Below are 16,187 nucleotides of genomic sequence, written 5' to 3' on the forward strand. Positions count from 1 at the left end.
CAATGCGGTACCCAACCGAAACCGGGCCTCGGCGACAGCCCCCGGCAGCGGCGGAATCCCCGCCGCAGGCCGCTGGTCGACAGGCCGCTAGTCGACCGGCCGCTTCAGCCGGGCCACGAACTTGTACCGGTCCCCGCGGTAGACCGACCGCACCCATTCCACCGGCTGGCCGTCCCGGTCCAGCGAGTGCCGGGAGAGCATCAGCATCGGCAGGCCGACGTCGGTGCCGAGCAGGCCGGCCTCGCGCGGGGTGGCCAGTGACGTCTCGATGGTCTCCTCGGCCTCCGCGAGATGGACGTCGTAGACCTCGGCCAGCGCCGTGTAGAGGGACGTGTACTTCACCAGCGAGCGCCGCAGCGCCGGGAAGCGCTTCGCGCTCAGGTGGGTGGTCTCGATGGCCATCGGCTCGCCGTTGGCCATGCGCAGCCGCTCGATGCGCAGCACGCGTCCGCCGGGCGTAATGTCGAGCAGCCCGGCCAGGCGGTCGTCCGCCGTGATGTAGCCGATGTCCAGCAGCTGCGAGGTGGGTTCGAGGCCCTGGGCGCGCATGTCCTCGGTGTACGAGGTCAGTTGCAGCGCCTGCGAGACCTTCGGCTTGGCGACGAAGGTGCCCTTGCCCTGGATGCGCTCCAGCCGGCCCTCGACGACCAGCTCCTGCAGCGCCTGGCGCACGGTCGTGCGTGAGGTGTCGAACTCCGCCGCCAGGGTGCGCTCGGGCGGGACCGGCGTGCCCGGCGCCTGCGTCTCCGTCATGTCGAGCAGGTGCTTCTTCAGGCGGTAGTACTTGGGCACGCGTGCGGTACGGACGGGCACCCCGTTCTCGTTCTCCGCACTGCTGACGTCGGTGCTCATGCTCCGCCTTCCCGGCTCGGTCTGCCGACACGATCCCACTTGTATACCGTCGGCGCCTCTTTTGGTCTAGTCCACCATTCCCTGTGGTCTACCCGCAGTATGCCGTGTGCACCCAGGTTTTCGCTGGCTTCTTACTTAAAGGTTCCTGCATATGTAGGTCGCATAACGGCTGGTCAGGGCTGTATCTGGAGCCTTGACAGGCTTCGTGGTCTGGTCCAAGCTCCCCGTACTGGTCTACACCATTGGTCCAGGCCCGGCCCCACGTTCACTGCGGGGAGCCAGGGGGGTTGTGGGATCCCTGAGGAGGGTGGCGTGAAGCGCAAGCTGACAGCCGCGATCGGTATCGCGGGCATGATGGTCTCCATCGCGGCGTGCGGCGGCGAGGGTGGCGGGGGTTCCGACAAGGGCGCGGACGCCAAGGAGCTGACCGTCTGGCTCACCGTCGACGCGCAGAACAACTGGCCGGGGCTGGTGAAGGCCGCCGACGCCGCGGTGAAGAAGAAGCACCCCGGCCTCAAGATCAACCACGAGTACTACGGCTGGCCCGACAAGAATGCCAAGCTCGACGCCGTCCTCGCCACGGACAAGGCCCCCGACGTGGTCGAGATGGGCAACACCGAGATGCTCGGCTACATGGTCAAGGGCGCCTTCGCCCCCCTCGACCAGGCGAAATTCGACAACTCGGACGTCTGGCTGGACGGCCTCAAGGCCTCGGTCACCTACGAGGGCAAGACCTACGGCGTCCCGTACTACGCCGGCGGCCGCGTCGCCAACTGGCGCAAGGACGTGGCGGATTCCGTCGGGGTGAAGTCGGCACCCAAGACGTACAAGGAGCTGACCGCCGCCCTGGACAAGATCCAGAAGAAGCAGGGCGACAAGTTCAGCGCCTGGTACCAGCCCACCCGCGACTGGTACGCGGCCATGTCCTTCGTCTACGACGCCGGCGGCGCCATCGCCACCGAGTCGGGCGGCCAGTGGAAGGCCTCTCTCTCCTCGCCCGAGTCCCTCAAGGGCCTCACCGAGTTCAAGAACGTCGTCGACAGCTACATGCACGGCGACAAGACCAAGGACGAGTCCGACCGCTACATCGTCTACGGCCAGGGCAAGTCCGCCATGATCTTCGCCGCCGCCTGGGAGGGCGCCACCTCCGAGGACCCGAAGAACGACAAGAGCGGCAGGCTCAAGGGCAACCTCGAGAACTTCGTGATGCCCGGCCCGTCCGGCAAGAACATGCCCGTCTTCCTGGGCGGCTCCGACCTCGCGGTGCCGGTGAAGTCCGACGCGCAGGCCCTGGCCGCCGAGTGGATCAACGCGTTCACCGGCTCCTCCGGGCAGAAGGGCCTGATGGCCAAGGGCAACCTGCCCAACAACAAGACCGACCTCGCGACGCTCAAGAACGACCCGAAGACGGCGGTCCCCGCCACCGCGGCCGAGTCCAGCTGGTTCGTCCCGATGGCCCCCGGCTGGGGCCAGGTCGAGAAGGCCCAGATCCTTCAGACCATGCTGCAGAGCATCGGCACCGGCAAGAAGTCCGTCGAGGCCGCCGCCAAGGACGCGGACGCGGCGATCGACAAGGTCATCAACACCAAGTGACCTGAGCACAGGGCCCCGTCGCCTCCCCGCAGTCCGGGACGGGGCCCTGATTCTCGTACGACCTGAGGGACCGCCAAGGAGCGCGCGATGAGTGCCGCAGACACCACCACCCCTGCCAAGGTGCCGCCACCGCGGCAGGCACCGCCGCCGCCCCCGAAGGACCGGCGGCCCCGCGGGCAGCGCACGTCGGGCGGGGCATCCGCCCCCTGGCTGCTGCTCGCGCCCTGCCTGCTGATCCTCGCCCTGGTCATGGGCTATCCGCTGGCCCGGCTGGTCACCCTGTCCTTCCAGAAGTTCGGGCAGTCCCAGCTGTGGGGCTTCCAGCCGGCCGAGTCCGTCGGCTTCGACAACTTCGCCAAGGTGCTGGGCGACCAGGAGTTCTGGGCCGTCGTCCTGCGCACCATCGTCTTCGCGGCCGGCGCCGTCGTCTTCACCATGGTCATCGGCATGGCCCTCGCCCTGCTGCTCCAACGCGTCTCCGGCTGGCTGAAGATGCTCATCAACATCGTGCTGGTGGCCAGCTGGGGCATGCCGGTGATCGTGGCGACCACGGTCTTCAAGTGGCTCTTCGACTCCGACTACGGCGTCTTCAACGCGCTGCTCAGCAAGCTGCCCGGCGTCGAGATGATCGGCCACAACTGGTTCGCCAGCGGCCCCGAGGGCCTGGCCGTGATCATGCTGCTGGTGATCTGGGGAGCCGTGCCCTTCGTGGTCATCACCCTCAGCGCCGGTCTCACCCAGGTCCCGAAGGAACTGGAGGAGGCCGCCCGCCTGGACGGCGCCGGCTCCTGGGGCGTCTTCCGCTATGTCACCCTGCCGGTCCTCAAGCCGATCATCGTGATGCTCACGACCCTGTCGGTCATCTGGGACATGGGCGTCTTCCCTCAGGTGTTCGTCATGCGCAACGGCCACCCCGAGCCGGAGTTCCAGGTCCTCAACACCTACTCCTACGACCGGGCGTTCGTCGTCAACGACTACGCCCAGGGCTCGGCCATCGCGCTGATCACCGTCCTGCTGCTGCTCGGCGTGGTCGCCGTCTACATGCGGCAGATGCTGAAGATCGGAGAGGTCGAATGAGCACGCTCGCCGGAGCCGGCCGCCGGAAGAACTCGCGGCTGGGCTGGAACCTCCTCGGTCTCCTCGTCTTCGTCATCGCCGGCTTCCCGCTCTACTGGATGCTCAACACCGCGTTCAAGCCCGCCAAGGACGCCATCGACCCGGACCCGAGCCTGCTGCCGACCGGCCTCACCTTCGACAACTTCGGGCGGGCGCTGGACATCGCCGACTTCTGGGGCCCGGTGGGCCGCAGCATGGTGGTCTCGCTGGCCGTGGTCGTCATCGGCATGGTCGTCGGGCTGCTGGCCGCGCTCGCCATCTCGCGCTTCGCCTTCCGCGGCCGCAAGATCGTGATCGTGGGCATCCTCGCGGTCCAGATGGTCCCGCTGGTCGCCATGATCATCCCGGTGTTCCTGCTGCTCAACGACCTGGGCCAGTACGACCGGCTGACCGGCCTCATCATCACGTACCTGACCTTCGTCCTGCCGTTCACCGTGTGGACGCTGAGGGGCTTCATCGTCAACATCCCCAAGGAACTGGAGGAGGCGGCCATGGTCGACGGCTGCTCCCGCACGGGCGCCTTCCTCCGGGTCGTCTTCCCGCTCCTGGCCCCCGGCATGGTCGCCACCTCGGTCTACGGCTTCATCCAGGCCTGGAACGAGTACCTCTACGCCCTGATGCTGCTCAGCCAGAAGAACCAGACCGCGACCGTCTGGCTCGGCAACTTCACCACCAAACACGGCACCGAATACGCCCCGATGATGGCCGGCGCCACGATGATGGCCGTGCCGATCGTCGCCCTCTTCCTCCTCGTCCAGCGCAAGATGGCCGCGGGCCTGACCGCCGGCGCAGTGAAGGGATGACCTCACCCGATGACGACACTCGCCAGCGGCACCGACACGCTCACCCGCGACGCCCTGACGGTCCTCCAGCCCGGCTTCACCGGCACCACCGCTCCCGACTGGCTGTTGCGCCGGCTCGGTGAGGGACTCGCCTCCGTCGGACTGTTCGGCCGCAACATCGCCTCCCCCGGCCAACTCGCCGCCCTGACCGCCCAGCTGCGGGCCGAGCGCGACGACGTCCTGGTCGCGATCGACGAGGAGGGCGGTGACGTGACCCGCCTGGAGGTGCGCAGCGGCTCCTCCTTCCCAGGCAACCACGCGCTCGGCGCGGTCGACGACGTGGAGCTCACCCACCAGGTCGCCCACGAACTGGGCCGCCGCCTCGCCTCCTGCGGCGTCAACCTCAACTGGGCCCCGTCCGCCGACGTCAACTCCGACCCCCGCAACCCGGTCATCGGCGTCCGCTCCTTCGGCGCCGACACCGAGCTGGCCGCCCGGCACACCGCCGCCTATGTGACGGGCCTGCAGTCCGCCGGAGTCGCCGCCTGCACCAAGCACTTCCCGGGCCACGGCGACACGGCCGTCGACTCCCACCACGCCCTGCCGCGCATCGACATCTCCGCCGACCTGCTGACCGAGCGCGAACTGACCCCCTTCCGCGCCGCCATCGCCGCCGGAACCCGGGCCGTCATGAGCGCCCACATCCTGGTCCCGGCCCTGGACCCCGACCGCCCGGCCACCCTCTCCCGCCGCATCCTCACCGGCCTGCTCCGCGACGAGCTCGGCTACGACGGCCTCATCGTCACCGACGGCATGGAGATGCGGGCCATCGCGGGCACCTACGGCATCGAACGCGGCAGCGCCCTCGCCATCGCCGCGGGCGCCGACGCGATCTGCGTGGGCGGCGGCCTCGCCGACGACGCGACCGTGCTGCGCCTGCGGGACGCCCTGGTCGCGGCCGTGCGCGGGGGCGAACTCCAGGAGGAACGCCTCGCCGAGGCCGCCGACCGGGTACGGGCACTGGCCCGCTGGGCGGGCACGGCGGGCCGCCCGGCCGAGAGCACCCACGGCACCGAGATCGGCCTGCACGCCGCCCGCCGCGCCCTCACCGTGACCGCCGCACCGGGCCTCGGCAGCCCGGACACCTTCAAGCCCCTCACCGAACCCCCCTACGTCGCCGCCCTCACCCCCGTCGCCAACATCGCCGTGGGCGACGAGACCCCGTGGGGCGTCGCCGCGGAACTCGTCCACCTCCTGCCGGGCACGGTGACGGGCAGCTTCGCCCCCGGGGACGGCCCGGAGGGCGAGGCCGGTGAGAGCGCCGGCAGGGCGGCACTCCAGGCGGCCGGCACCCGCCGGATCGTCGCCGTCGTCCGCGACGAACACCGCCACCCCTGGATGGCCTCGGCCCTCGACACCCTGCTCGCGGCCCGCCCCGACACCATCGTGGTCGAGATGGGCGTCCCCCAGGCCACCCCACGGGGCGCCCTGCACATCGCCACCCACGGCGCGGCCCGCGTCTGCGGCCGGGCGGCGGCCGAGGTGATCGCCGGGATCACGGGACTGTGAGAGCACGTCCGTGAACCGGCCGGTCCGGCGTAGCCGTGCAGGCCCGGCAGAGGGCGCCCCGCAGTGATGAGTTCCGGCCGGGTCGCGCGTCTCTTTGTCGACGGCACGGTCGAGGTCGTCGGACCCGACGGACCGGTCCCGCTCCTGGACCGACCCGCCGCGAGGGCGACGCCATCGCCGCGGCCCGCCGCCGGCCGCCGAGCTCCGCCGACGGGAACGCCACCTAAGGCCCGACCAGTCGCCCCGTAACGCAGTGGACCCGCCCCGGCGTCCCCCCGCGGACCGGGATCGTAGTTGTAAAGCTGCATCCAAATGTAGTACTTCTTATACATGAGCGAGCAGGTGCACAACAGGTTGGCCGTGGTGCGTGCCGAACACAAGGTGTCGCGCCAGAGCCTGGCCGAGGCAGTGGGAGCCCACTACCAGACCATCGGCTACATCGAGCGGGGGCAGTACAACCCGAGCCTCGACCTGGCGCTGAAGATCTCGAAGTTCTTCGGCCTGCCGGTCGAGGCCCTGTTCTCCCTCGAACCGTTCCGCCCGCTCACGGACGAGGTCTACGGGAGGAACCAGCAATGACGACGACACGCCTGACCCGCTACGACCGGAGCATGCTGCGGCTGATGAACGACCGCCGCGCAGCGGCCTGGTACGCCACGGCAGCGCGCCGCCGCCTGGCCGTCGCCGCCCATGTCACCCTCACCGTGGCCATCGGCGGCCTGATGACCCATTGCCTCCTCGCCGAGGGTGAGCCGCTGTGGGCCGTAGCCGTGATGGCGGTGCTGCTGCTTCCCTGGATGGTCGCGACCGGCGTGATCAACGGCGCCACCCGCGGCCTGCTGGAACTGCGCGAACGCGCGCTGGACGAGCGCCAGTCGGCAGAACGCAGCCACGTCCTGGCCCGGGCCCACCGCGTGACGACCCTGCTCCTGGCAGCGGTGGTGGTCACCCTGCTGATCACGGGCGGGGTCGCCGGCGACGCCCCGAAGGCCTATGCCGCACCCCTGCTCATCGCCGTCCTCGTCGTCCACCGGGTGATGCCCCTGTGGGTGGCCGGCTGGCGCGCCCAGGACGAACCGGCCGACGACGACGTATTGGAGCCGGAGGTCCTCGGCCGCTAAGGCTCGCGGCCGACCAGGGCTCTCGTTCGGATCAGGCGGCAGGGAAGTGCCGGTGGGTCCGGTGCCGGCGGTGGGGGCCGGTGCCGGTGGGAGGCCTAGATCCCCTGCCACTCCGGCTTGTTGACGTAGGTGTGCCGGAAGTAGTCCGCCAGCTTCAGCTTCGACGCGGCGGCCTCGTCGACGACGACGGTCGCGTGCGGGTGGAGCTGGAGCGCGGACGCGGGGCACACCGCGGCGATCGGCCCCTCCACCGTCGCCGCGACCGCGTCCGCCTTGCCCTCGCCGGTGGCGAGCAGTACCAGATGCCGGGCCTCCAGGATGGTGCCGATGCCCTGCGTGATCACGTGGTGCGGCACCTGGTCGATGTCGCCGTCGAAGAACCGCGCGTTGTCGATCCGGGTCTGCTCGGTCAGCGTCTTGATCCGCGTCCGCGAGGCCAGCGACGAGCACGGCTCGTTGAACCCTATGTGCCCGTCGGTCCCGATCCCGAGCAGCTGAAGGTCCACACCCCCGGCGTCCGACAGGACCTTGTCGTACGCCTCGCACGCTCCCTGCACGTCCTCCGCCGTGCCGTCCGGACCCGTGAACTGGTCCATCCCGATTCCGAGCGGCTCCAGCACCTCACGCCGCAGCACCGAGCGGTACGACTCCGGATGGTCGGCGGGCAGCCCCACGTACTCGTCGAGCTGCGCGATCCGCGCCCGCCCGACGTCCACGGCACCGGAGCGCACCTTCGCCGCCAGCGCCTCGTACACGGGCAGCGGCGTCGACCCGGTGGCCACGCCGAGCAGGGCGCCGGGCTTGCGCCGGAGCAGCTGAGCCATGGCCTCGGCGATGAGCTCGCCGCCCGCCTTGGCGTCCGGAACGATGACAACTTCCACGCTGGGCCTGCCGATCTGAGAGGAGTGCTCAACTGGGACCGGACCCGGGAGGGGTCGTGTGGTTTAGACCAATCTAACAGAGCGGTCCTGTCCCTCCCAGGGTGAACACCGCCGCTCCCGCGCGGGCGGCGCCGGCCTGCCGACCAGGTCACCAGGGGGTGAACAGTGCCGCTCCGCACGGGGCGTGGAGGCGGAATCGAGGCCACCCGGGCGGGCGCTGTCCGGCCCGGGGGAGTGGAATGGGGTCTGCAGCGTCCCGCCCCCGGAAGGAACCCGCCATGACAGCCGCCGCCACACCGGACGCCCTCGGCGACATCCCGGGCCGGACCATGGCCCGTGAGATGGCGGAGCAGCCCGCCGTCCTGCGTCGGATCCTGTCCGAGGGCGCCCCTGCCATCCAGGACGTGGCCCGGCGGATCGCGGCCCGCGCGCCCCGCTTCGTCCTGCTGACCGCCCGCGGCACCTCCGACAACGCCGCCCTGTACGCCAAGTACCTCCTGGAGATCCGGCTCGGCCTGCCCTGCGGACTCACCTCGATGTCCACCACCACGGCCTACGGCGCCCGGCCCGACCTCACCGATGTCCTCGTCGTCACCGTCAGCCAGTCCGGCGGCTCCCCTGACCTGGTCGCCTCGACCCGGGCCGCCCGCGAGGCCGGCGCCATCACGCTGGCCGTCACCAACAACCCCGACTCACCCCTCGCCGGCGTCTCCGAGTACCACATCGACATCATGGCCGGACCGGAGAAGGCCCTCCCCGCGACCAAGACCTACACCGCCTCCCTTCTCGCGCTCTACCTCTTCGTCGAGGGCCTGCGCGGCGGCGACGGCGCGCCCGCGCGGGTGCTGCCGGACCTCGCCGGGCAACTGCTCGCCCGGCAGGACGAGGTACGCACCCTCGCCGCCCGCTACCGCTTCGCCGAGCGCATGGTGATCACCTCCCGCGGCTACGGCTACCCCACGGCCAAGGAGGCCGCTCTCAAGCTGATGGAGACCAGCTACATCCCCGCCCTCTCCTACTCCGGCGCGGACCTGCTGCACGGACCGCTCGCCATGGTCGACAACGTCTCCCCGGTCATCGCCGTGGTCACCGACGGGAAGGGCGGCGAAGCGCTCCAGCCCGTCCTGGACCGGCTGCGCGGCCGCGGCGCCGACCTCGTCGTCATCGGCCCCCGGCACCAGGTCGAGCAGGCATCGGCCGGCTTCGTCCTGCCCACGGGCGGCGTGGCCGAGGAGGTCCAGCCCGTGCTGGAGATCATCCCCCTTCAGCTCCTGGCCTATGAGGTCACCATCGCCCGGGGCCAGGACCCGGATGCGCCCCGGGCACTGGCGAAGGTGACGAAGACTCGCTGAGGAGGCGGAGTTCTTGGAGGAGGGGGCGGACGCGAACGTCATGGCGGCGGGGCGGCCTGGTCACTGTGGCCACTGAGGCCCACCCCCTCGGTCCGGCCGTCGCGCCTACGTAAGCGAACCGCCCGTCACATCCACCCAACTGCCCGTCACCCAGCGCCCCCCGTCCGACACCAGGAACGCCACCACGTCGGCGACCTCGGCAGGCTCGCCCACCCCGCCCAATGCCGATATCGCCGCCGCCTTCGCCCAGCCGTCCGGGCTGCCGCGCAGCAGTGTTGCCGTGTTGTCCGTGTCGATGATCCCCGGGGCGACCGAGTTCACCGTGATGCCCCGGTGCCCCAGCACCTTGGACAGGTCCCGTGAGAGGACGTCCAGCGCACCCTTCGTCATCGCGTACGCCATGTTGTCCGGCATCGCCGCCGTCCGGGCCAGCCCCGACGAGATGTTGACGACCCGGCCGCCGTCCCGCAGGCGCGTCATGCCGTGCTTGAGGATGAAGAACGGCGCCTTCACGTTCACCGCGAAGACCTCGTCGAACTCCCGCTCCTCCAACTGCCCGATCGGCCGGGTGTTGCCGATCCCCGCGTTGTTCACCAGGATGTCCAGCCCGTCCGCGTGCCGGTCGAACTCCTCCCACAGCGCCTCGGCGTCCCCCGGTGTCCCCAGCTCCACGCCCACCGCGAACGCCGAGCCTCCGGCCCTCTCGATCGACGCGACCGTCTCCTTCGCCGCCGCCTCGTTCCTGCCGTAGTGCACCGCGACCCGCGCCCCGTCGCGCCCCAGCCGCTCGGCGATTCCTCGCCCGATGCCCCTGCTCGCCCCCGTGACGAGTGCCGTCCTGCCTGTGAGCACGCCCATGGCGGCGCCCCCTTCTCATTTCCCTAGCGGTCGCTACAGAAATGACCGTACAGCAGCCGCCGACATTTCTCTAGTGGCCGCTATAAAATGCACCCCATGGTGAACGACGACGGAACCGCGAAGACCTCGGCGAGGCCTGACGCCGCGAGTGCGAGGGCCGTCGGGGACGGCAAGGCCAGGGCCAGGCCCCGCGGACGCCCCCGCTCCTTCGATCGCGAGACCGCGCTGGAGAAGGCTCTCCTGGCCTTCTGGGAGCACGGCTACGAGGCCACGTCCGTCTCCGACCTCACCCGCGTCATGGACATCGGTGCTCCCAGCCTCTACGCGGCCTTCGGCGACAAGCGCTCCCTCTTCGAAGAGGTCGTCCAGGTGTACGGCACGGGATACGGATCCTTCACCGGCCGCGCCCTCGCCGAGGAACCCACCGCACGGGCCGCCGTCGAACGCATCCTGCGCGAGGCCGCCACGGCGTACACCGAACCCGGCCACCCGCACGGCTGCCTCGTCGTCCACGCTGCCGCGAACTGCTCGAACCCCGAGGTGGAGCAGTCGCTGCGGGACCGCCGCAACGCCAACATCGCCGCGTTCGAGAGCCGTATCAGAGCCGATGTCGCCGCCGGCGTGCTGCCACCGGCCATCGACGCCGCCGCGCTGGCTCGTCACACCGGAGCGATGATCCAGGGCATGTCACAACAGGCGCGCGACGGGGCGAGCCGGGAGGAACTGGAGGCGGTCGCGGAAATTGCCCTGTCCATCTGGCCCCGCACAGGAACCCACACGGGTTAGGCTGCCTGCTGGACGCCAGTGCGTCCGACGCGTCACGGAAATGACAACAACGAACAGCCTCCAACGCATGGACACCCGCAAGTGGTCTAGTCCACAATGCGTGACGAGAGCGCGTGTGCAACGCGCACCAACCTCCGTCTTCCCCGCACAGGAAGACGGACCGAGGAACCGAGGCTCTCTGCCCTGACTGCCCCGGCTCCTCATCCTTCGGCCGACCGGGACCGCACACCCCACGGCCGATGCTGCTCCGGGCTGCGGTGCCGAGAGGGTTGAGGGTCCCTCTCAGGCGCCGCGGCCCGCGGGTGTTTCAGGGCCGTACGAACCCCCGGGTACGCTCGCACACGTGCCCTCCATGAACGAACTCGTACGCCAGCACACCGCCCTCGACGACACCGATCTCGAGTGGCTTCACCTGCTGGTCTCGGAGTGGCAGCTGCTCTCCGACCTCTCCTTCGCCGACCTGGTCCTGTGGGTCCCCACCAGCGACGGCACCCGGTACGTCTCGGTCGCCCAGATGCGGCCCAACACCGGCCCGACCTCGTACCAGGACGACATGGTGGGCCATCTCGTCCCGCGCGGCCGTCGCCCGATGCTGGACGCCGCCCACGACGAGGGCCGCATTGTGCGCGAGGGCGATCCCGAGTGGCGCGAGGAGGTCCCCGTCCGGGTCGAGTCGATCCCCGTACGGCGGGAGGGGCGCGTCCTCGGCGTCATCGCGCGCAACACCAACCTCCTCACCGTGCGTACCCCGAGCCGCCTGGAGCTCACCTATCTGCAGAGTGCCTCCGACCTGGCGCAGATGATCGCGGCCGGGTCCTTCCCGTTCGCGAACCAGCAGCTCGACATGGATGCCTCGCCCCGCGTGGGCGACGGACTGATCCGGCTCGACGCCGACGCCATCGTCCAGTACGCCTCCCCGAACGCCCTGTCCGCATATCACCGGCTCGGCCTCGCCTCCGACCTCGTCGGCCAGCACCTGGGCAGGACCACCGCCGAACTCGCCCCGACCCGGGGCCCGGTGGACGAGGCACTCGCCAAGGTCGCCAGCGGCTGGGCGCCGCGCGAGTTCGAGATCGAGGCCACGGACGGCGTCATCCAGTTCCGCGCGATCCCGCTCAAGCCGAAGGGCACCCGCATCGGTTCCCTCGTCCTGCTCCGCGACGTCACCGAACTGCGTCGGCGAGAGCGCGAGTTGATCACCAAGGACGCGACGATCCGGGAGATCCACCACCGCGTCAAGAACAACCTCCAGACGGTGGCGGCGCTGCTCCGCCTCCAGGCCCGGCGTATCGAATCCGACCGCGGGCGCGAGGCCCTCGAAGAGGCGGTGCGGCGTGTCGGATCGATTGCGATCGTGCACGAGACGCTCTCGCAGAACCTGGACGAGCGTGTGGAGTTCGACGACATCGCCGACCGCGTACTGGCCATGGTCGCGGAGATCTCCCCGGGCAAGGTCGCGGGCCGGCGCACCGGCCGCTTCGGCATTCTCGACGCCGAGGTCGCCACGCCGCTGTCGATGGTGCTGACCGAGGTGCTGCAGAACGCGCTGGAGCACGGCTTCCGTGAGGGCGACACCGGCACGGTCGAGGTCTCGGCGGTCCGCGGCGGCACGACCAAGGAAGCCCGACTGCTGGTCACGGTCCAGGACGACGGGATCGGCCTGCCGGAAGGGTTCGATCCGCACACCGCCGGAAATCTCGGCCTGCAGATCGTGCGGACTCTGGTGGAGGGCGAGTTGGGCGGCACCTTCGACATGGTCCCGGCCCCGGAGCGCGGCACCCGTGTGATCCTGGACATCCCGGTGCGGTCGCAGAAGTAGCGGACCCCGGAGCCTCGGAAAAGGGGGCCGGAAAAGCAATGAGCCCCGGGCCACCAAGTGGTCCGGGGCTAAAGCTCGTTGCTGCTTAACTAAGCGCATCGGGGGAACTGCGCGCTGCGGCTCGGGGGCGGGAGATACGTACTCGCTGTACGCGCCGCCAAGCTCAGGCTGTCAGCAGGGGTGGGTTGTCAGGCGGAGGCCTGACGGGCCCGGTTGCGGGCGGCGCGGCGCTTCATGGCACGGCGCTCGTCCTCGCTGAGACCACCCCAGACGCCGGAGTCCTGGCCGGACTCGAGCGCCCACTGCAGACACTGCTCCATCACCGGGCAGCGACGGCAGACGGCCTTGGCTTCCTCGATCTGCAGCAGCGCAGGACCGGTGTTGCCGATGGGGAAGAAGAGCTCGGGGTCTTCCTCGCGGCAAACGGCGTTGTGACGCCAGTCCATGGCTGCTACCTCTCCTTGGTATTACGTGCAGGGCTTGCTTGTGAATGTGAACGCTTTCACGAATCCCTCAACAAGTGAAGGGCCGACCGTCAGGTTCCCTGACGTAGGTCCTGTGAGTTGAAGAGGGGTTCTGGTGATCAGTGGAGGCCGATGTTGCGGGCCGTCCCGATCGCCATGTAGAGACTCGCAAACCTCAGCGGCGGACACAACCCCTTCCGGAAAGTTTTTTTTGATTCTTCGGTGTCGACTAGGTCACAGCCGTACTTCCATGGGGTGGATCCTGGCCTAAACGTTCGAGTGAAAGGACTTTAGCCAGTTCTGCTCACACAATCACACGCAGTGCACGGCGTACGCCTGTGAACGTCACGCTTGTTCGCAGCCCCAGGTGGTCACCGTCCATCTGGAGGGGGAGCGGGACCTTCGAATGCAAGGTGAACTCCGTCAAGTCATGCAGAGAGGTGGCGTGCTTGCCATGGGGTCCACGCTCGGGGGACGAAGTGAGCAACTGGGTGCCATACCGGGCAACCGCCGCGGTGGACAGGCGGCTGAGACCGAAGAGATCGAGCCCGGTATCGAACGAGGCTTTAGGTGCCGCGTAGATCGGGCGATTCCCCAGAAACGTCCATGGTGAGGTGTTCGAGACTATGGACAGCACCAGATCGGTGACCGGATCCTCACCGGCCCGCTCCAGCGTGATCGTCCCGTTACGGCGGTTCGGCTCACCGAGGAGCTGACGTACGACCTGGCGCACGTAAAGAGCGTGTGTGGATTTCCGGCCGCGTTCGCGATGCTGCTCCACACGACCCACCACACCGGCGTCGAAGCCGAGCCCGGCGTTGAAGGTGAACCAGCGGGCCGGCACCGCCTCGTCCTCCGTGCCCGGCGTGCCCGAGGTCAGTCCCAGGCCGACGGTCCGCTCGCTGCCGTCGCGCAGGGCGTCCAGCAGGGCGCCGGTGGCCTCCACGGCGTCGTTGGGCAGGCCCAGGGCGCGGGCGAAGACATTGGTGGAGCCGCCCGGGACCACGGCGAGGCCGGGCAGATGACCCGGAGCGGGGCCGGCGTGCAGGAGGCCGTTGACCACCTCGTTGACCGTGCCGTCGCCGCCGAGGGCCACGACCAGGTCGATGTCGTCGCTGTCCGCCGCGTGCCGGCCCAGGTCGCGCGCGTGACCGCGGTACTCGGTGGTGACCGCCTCCAGCTTCATCTCGCTGGCGAGTGCATGGATCAGTACGTCGCGTGTGCGCGCACTTGTGGTGGTTGCCGCCGGATTGACCACGAGAAGTGCACGCATGACTGGCAGCGTACCTACTGGGTGGTACCTGGCCCATACCGAGGTAGGGATCAGGTAAGAGAGCGGGGGTGAACCGCGCCACGGGGGCGTGTACGACGGGGGCTACTCTGCAGGAGTGAGCAGTGAGCAGACCCGCACCACCGAGGAAACCACCGGCCCCCGCCCCCGGCGTCTGACGTACGCCGCGCTGCTGGCCGCACTGGAGGGGCTCGCGCTGGTCGTGGGCGGTGTCTGGATCCTCGTCCTCGGCCTCACGGGCCATCCGGACGACCGGCAGCAGGCCGTGACCGGGGGCATCACCCTGATGGTGCTCGCGCTGCTCCCGCTGCTCGCGGCCCGCGGACTGCTCGCCCTGCGCAGCTGGAGCCGTGGTCCGGCCGTGATCACCCAGCTCATGGCGCTGCCGGTGGCCTACAACCTGCTGCAGGCCGACAGCATGGCCATTCCGGCCGGGATCGCCCTCGCGGTCGTGGCAGTCGCGTCGCTCGTGCTGCTGGTGAACCCCGAGACGACCCGGGCCCTCGGGATCCGCGGGCCCGGCAACCCCGGCAACCCGGAGAAGTAGCCGTCACTCCTCGACGAGGAGCTTCTCCCGCAGCTGTGCCAGCGTGCGAGCCAGCAGCCGGGAGACGTGCATCTGGGAGATGCCGACCTCCTGCGCGATCTGCGACTGGGTCATGTTGCCGAAGAACCGCAGCAGCAGGATCCGCTTCTCACGCGGCGGCAGATCCTCCAGCAGCGGCTTGAGGGACTCCCGGTACTCCACGCCCTCCAGCGCCTCGTCCTCCGCGCCGAGGGTGTCCGCGACCGCCGGGGACTCGTCGTCGGTGTCGGGGACGTCGAGGGACAGCGTGGAGTACGCGTTGGCGGACTCCAGGCCCTCCAGGACCTCCTCCTCCGAGATCGCCAGCTTCTCGGCGAGCTCGTGGACCGTGGGGGAGCGGCCGTGCAGCTGTGAGAGCTCGGCCGTGGCCGTGGTCAGCGCCAGGCGCAGCTCCTGCAGCCGGCGCGGGACGCGCACCGCCCAGCCCTTGTCGCGGAAGTGCCGCTTGATCTCGCCGACGACCGTCGGGGTCGCGTACGTCGAGAACTCCACGCCGCGGTCCGGGTCGAAACGGTCGACCGACTTGATCAGACCGATCGTGGCGACCTGGGTGAGGTCGTCCAGCGGCTCGCCGCGGTTGCGGAAGCGGCGCGCGAGATGCTCCACGAGCGGCAGATGCATCCGGACCAGCTGGTTGCGCAGCTCCGCGTACTCGGGGCTGCCGCTGCTCAGGGTGCGCAGTTTGAGGAACATCTCGCGCGCCCCGCTGCGGTCCGGAGAGCCGTGGTGCGCACCCTGTGCGTGGTGTGCGCGCGGCGTCTGATCCTCCGAGTGTCGCTCGTGCTCGCTCATCGTCCCGCCCGTCGCCCTTCCCCGAGCCCTCGCCTCCTCCGCCACTCTCGACTTCTCGCGAGTGGGGGGACCCCCCTGGGCCGGGGATGCGGTGATCCCCTCGCCCGGAGGCGCGCTCCGCACGGCACCGTCCCGGTCCAGCCGCCCGCCGCCCGGTAGGGCGGCTCCAGTGGAGTCGTCCTCGGGATGCGGGCGGGCCTGCTCGGGGATGCCGTCGATGCCGTCCGCCATGCGCCGGGCACCGCTCGGGCCGCTCGTGCCCGTGCCCTCGGCCGGCAGCTCTCGTGTGCCGCGCTCTTCGTCCCGCACCGGCCCGTCCTCGCTC

The 16,187-nt window shown here is 69.9% G+C and carries 16 protein-coding genes; 10 read left to right on the forward strand and 6 right to left on the reverse strand.

The genetic code is table 11. From position 1 onward, the window contains the following. Positions 1–87: 87 nt before the first annotated feature. Entirely contained in the window at positions 88–852 is a 765-nt protein-coding gene (locus AB0G20_RS15860; RefSeq protein WP_033313567.1) for a GntR family transcriptional regulator, read from the reverse strand. A gap of 312 nt (positions 853–1,164) precedes the next feature. On the opposite strand from AB0G20_RS15860, the gene AB0G20_RS15865 reads away from it, so the two are divergent. The 6 genes from AB0G20_RS15865 (at position 1,165) to AB0G20_RS15890 (ending at position 7,033) form a co-directional block, all read left to right on the forward strand. Continuing rightward, positions 1,165–2,445, forward strand: coding sequence for an extracellular solute-binding protein (locus AB0G20_RS15865; protein WP_361301819.1), 1,281 nt, complete (start codon positions 1,165–1,167; stop codon positions 2,443–2,445). Positions 2,446–2,532: 87 nt separating this feature from the next. Continuing rightward, entirely contained in the window at positions 2,533–3,522 is a 990-nt protein-coding gene (locus AB0G20_RS15870; protein ID WP_361301821.1) for a sugar ABC transporter permease, read from the forward strand. Then, the gene (locus AB0G20_RS15875) at positions 3,519–4,364 is read left to right on the forward strand and encodes a carbohydrate ABC transporter permease (RefSeq protein ID WP_361301823.1); all 846 of its coding nucleotides are present in this window, start codon (positions 3,519–3,521) and stop codon (positions 4,362–4,364) included. The genes AB0G20_RS15870 and AB0G20_RS15875 overlap by 4 nt, the downstream gene beginning before the upstream one ends. 9 nt (positions 4,365–4,373) lie before the next feature. After that, positions 4,374–5,912: a glycoside hydrolase family 3 protein gene (locus AB0G20_RS15880; protein WP_361301826.1), complete on the forward strand. Its 1,539-nt coding sequence runs from the start codon at positions 4,374–4,376 to the stop codon at positions 5,910–5,912. A gap of 330 nt (positions 5,913–6,242) precedes the next feature. Continuing rightward, positions 6,243–6,491 carry a helix-turn-helix transcriptional regulator gene (locus AB0G20_RS15885; RefSeq protein WP_248504658.1) on the forward strand — a complete coding sequence of 83 codons (249 nt, stop codon included), beginning with the start codon at positions 6,243–6,245 and terminating at the stop codon, positions 6,489–6,491. Then, positions 6,488–7,033 (forward strand): hypothetical protein, encoded by a 546-nt coding sequence (locus AB0G20_RS15890; protein WP_361301830.1) that lies wholly within the window; start codon positions 6,488–6,490, stop codon positions 7,031–7,033. Before AB0G20_RS15885 ends, AB0G20_RS15890 begins: the two co-directional genes overlap by 4 nt. Before the next feature lie 95 nt (positions 7,034–7,128). On the opposite strand, the gene nagB is transcribed toward AB0G20_RS15890, so the two are convergent. Continuing rightward, positions 7,129–7,914: a glucosamine-6-phosphate deaminase gene (gene nagB, locus AB0G20_RS15895; RefSeq protein WP_361301833.1), complete on the reverse strand. Its 786-nt coding sequence runs from the start codon at positions 7,912–7,914 to the stop codon at positions 7,129–7,131. A 278-nt stretch (positions 7,915–8,192) separates the two neighbouring features. Here nagB and AB0G20_RS15900 point away from each other — a divergent pair, with 278 nt between their 5' ends. Next, positions 8,193–9,266 (forward strand): SIS domain-containing protein, encoded by a 1,074-nt coding sequence (locus AB0G20_RS15900; protein ID WP_361301836.1) that lies wholly within the window; start codon positions 8,193–8,195, stop codon positions 9,264–9,266. 105 nt (positions 9,267–9,371) lie between these two features. Here AB0G20_RS15900 and AB0G20_RS15905 read toward each other — a convergent pair whose 3' ends face one another. Beyond that, entirely contained in the window at positions 9,372–10,124 is a 753-nt protein-coding gene (locus tag AB0G20_RS15905) for an SDR family oxidoreductase (protein ID WP_361301839.1), read from the reverse strand. A 96-nt stretch (positions 10,125–10,220) separates the two neighbouring features. Between AB0G20_RS15905 and AB0G20_RS15910 the strand changes: the two genes are divergently transcribed. Together AB0G20_RS15910 and AB0G20_RS15915 are read left to right on the forward strand one after the other, a co-directional pair. Further along, complete coding sequence (locus AB0G20_RS15910; protein WP_361301842.1) at positions 10,221–10,910, forward strand: TetR/AcrR family transcriptional regulator; 690 nt, start codon at positions 10,221–10,223, stop codon at positions 10,908–10,910. Positions 10,911–11,253: 343 nt separating this feature from the next. Beyond that, a complete protein-coding gene (locus AB0G20_RS15915; RefSeq protein ID WP_361301845.1) occupies positions 11,254–12,729 on the forward strand; it encodes a PAS domain-containing sensor histidine kinase in 1,476 nt (491 codons plus the stop codon). Positions 12,730–12,917: 188 nt separating this feature from the next. On the opposite strand, the gene AB0G20_RS15920 is transcribed toward AB0G20_RS15915, so the two are convergent. Together AB0G20_RS15920 and AB0G20_RS15925 are read right to left on the reverse strand one after the other, a co-directional pair. After that, positions 12,918–13,175: a WhiB family transcriptional regulator gene (locus AB0G20_RS15920; RefSeq protein ID WP_016639615.1), complete on the reverse strand. Its 258-nt coding sequence runs from the start codon at positions 13,173–13,175 to the stop codon at positions 12,918–12,920. A 322-nt stretch (positions 13,176–13,497) separates the two neighbouring features. Further along, positions 13,498–14,466, reverse strand: coding sequence for a diacylglycerol kinase family protein (locus AB0G20_RS15925; protein WP_361301848.1), 969 nt, complete (start codon positions 14,464–14,466; stop codon positions 13,498–13,500). Between the two features lie 115 nt (positions 14,467–14,581). On the opposite strand from AB0G20_RS15925, the gene AB0G20_RS15930 reads away from it, so the two are divergent. Beyond that, positions 14,582–15,031: a hypothetical protein gene (locus tag AB0G20_RS15930; protein ID WP_361301851.1), complete on the forward strand. Its 450-nt coding sequence runs from the start codon at positions 14,582–14,584 to the stop codon at positions 15,029–15,031. A gap of 3 nt (positions 15,032–15,034) precedes the next feature. Here the strand turns inward: AB0G20_RS15930 and AB0G20_RS15935 are convergent, their stop codons facing one another. Further along, a complete protein-coding gene (locus tag AB0G20_RS15935; RefSeq protein ID WP_361301854.1) occupies positions 15,035–16,171 on the reverse strand; it encodes an RNA polymerase sigma factor SigF in 1,137 nt (378 codons plus the stop codon). Positions 16,172–16,187 lie beyond the last annotated feature (16 nt).

This window comes from Streptomyces sp. NPDC024017, from assembly GCF_040638895.1.
Taxonomy (GTDB): Bacteria; Actinomycetota; Actinomycetes; order Streptomycetales; family Streptomycetaceae; genus Streptomyces.